At 66.4% G+C, this 1,966-nt stretch carries 2 protein-coding genes and 1 pseudogene; 1 reads left to right on the forward strand and 2 read right to left on the reverse strand.

Annotated features, from left to right (window positions below):
* Window positions 1-92: 92 nt before the first annotated feature.
* Window positions 93-377, forward strand: a pseudogene (locus ACWCXX_RS41255) (transposase); the annotation flags it as partial.
* A gap of 34 nt (window positions 378-411) precedes the next feature.
* Here the strand turns inward: ACWCXX_RS41255 and ACWCXX_RS41260 are convergent.
* Entirely contained in the window at window positions 412-693 is a 282-nt protein-coding gene (locus ACWCXX_RS41260) for a hypothetical protein (RefSeq protein WP_451136443.1), read from the reverse strand.
* A 536-nt stretch (window positions 694-1,229) separates the two neighbouring features.
* Window positions 1,230-1,487 (reverse strand): GntR family transcriptional regulator, encoded by a 258-nt coding sequence (locus tag ACWCXX_RS41265; protein WP_451136445.1) that lies wholly within the window; start codon window positions 1,485-1,487, stop codon window positions 1,230-1,232.
* Window positions 1,488-1,966: the final 479 nt, after the last annotated feature.

Raw genomic sequence — 1,966 nt, forward strand, 5'->3', positions numbered from 1 at the left:
TTCATCCCGGGCTGGCCCTACTCCTTCGTGGCCGCTCTGGAGCCGGGTGCCACGTCCTGGACCGCGATCCTGGACGCGGTGAGGCTCGGCCCGGCCGACGACGACGCAAGCCGGGCAAGCTCCACGCCGACAAGGGATACGACTACGACCACCTGCGGCGATGGTTACGGCAGCGCGGAATCACCCACCGCATCGCCCGCAAGGGAATCGAGTCCTCGAAGCGACTGGGCCGCCACCGGTGGACGATCGAACGCACCATGTCCTGACTCGCCGGCTGCCGCCGCCTACACCGCCGCTACGAGCGCAAAGCCGAGCACTTCCTTGCCTTCTCCAGCATCGCCTGCACCCTCATCTGCTACCGCAGACTCACCGAATGAGATGACGTCTTAGTTCACCTCTCCCTGAGTTGGCTCAGTATCCGCCGTAGCCACCGGGTACGCCCACCACGACAATGGCTACGGGGCCGTACCCGTTGTCGAAGCCGTACCCGTACCCGTACCCGTTGCCGTATCCGTACCCGTACCCGTCGCAGTCATCCCACCAGCCGCACCGGTCGTAGGAGTGGCTAGCCGCGGGGGTCGTGTGGGCAGGGGCGGCCACAGCTGTCCCTGCGGCACCAACGGCGGCGCCACCAGCCAGCATCAGACCGGCGGCGGCTACAGCGAGGGAACGCTTGATATGAGGTGTTCGCATGAGTCTCTACCTTTCCTTCCGCCACCGAAGATCGAAGGCGGGTGGGCCACAGCGCATGCAAGACATACGGTGCGGTTCGCAGAGGTCACAGCTCCAAGCAGCAGCACGTCTCGCCGCTCATTGGTTCCGGTCCTTCCGGAATCTTGCCGTCCGAGGCGTGCCCCGGTTGCGACTCTCACAGGCATCACGTTAATAGCACGTACCCTTTCCAGCATCTTGAGCAGAAGTCTGCTCAATTCCGCAGGTCAGCGGTCGGCGGTCAGGCCCGAGCCATGACCTCCCCCCTGACGCCGTCCCTCTTCGACGGTGACGCCCCGGAGCCCACACCACCCGCATGGAGTATTCGCCCCCGCGAACTTCGCCCCCTCCTGCCACACTGCCGTGGCCGGCCGTGTCCCCCCGTCACGGCGGGCCGCCCCGGTTGTCATACCGGCCCAGTACCGTGGACTCATCACATTCACGCCTATGGCTGGGCGCAGCTACGAGACCGCCCCTCACCTGGAACTGGAACAGCGCCCGGGGGAGGGGCGGACGCGTCAGGCCTCGGGGTCAGCTACGAACGTCCCCTTGCCGCGGACCGTGACGACGAGCCCCCGCTCCCGCAGCTCCCGTACCGCCCGAGCGACAGTCATCCGGGCGATGCCGTACATCTCGGCCATGGCCAGCTCGCCCGGCAGCCTGGCCCCTACTGGCAGTCGCCCGTCGGCGATCTGCGCCGCAACGTGGTCGGCCACGACTACGTACACCAGCTGCGGGCCAGCCGGGTTGATCACCGGCATGTCATCGTCGTCCACCGTGTCAACGACCGTATGACCACCCTGACCTGCGGCGACACACATAGTGCTGCACATGGACCTATTAGGGCGCTATAGGGTGCATCCACGAAAAACCCCCGCGGCCGTGCTACCGGTCCGGGGGTGTGGACGCCAGCAGTGGGAGCTGATGACGTGCCTGAGAATATCGGGCCGGGGGCGGCCCAGCACAGGGACGCGGATGCCATCATCCAGGCCGCATACAGCGCGTTCATCCGTCACACCCAAGCGTGCGACGAGTACCGCACGGGGGGGCATGGACTGCGCGACCGCCGGCGACCTCCGGCAGGCGTACCGCGCGGCGAAGGAACGCGTGAAGCAAGCGCGATGATCGCGGCAGGTGATGCGGGCGGACCTAATCTCGCACTAAGAGTTGTCCCGTAAATGATCTCTGACGTGGCTGGTGGCCTGCTGGTTTCTGCGTTACCCGGCCAGGACGAGGTTGTGCAGGCGGGCGATGC

Source organism: Streptomyces sp. NPDC001732 (assembly GCF_053596315.1).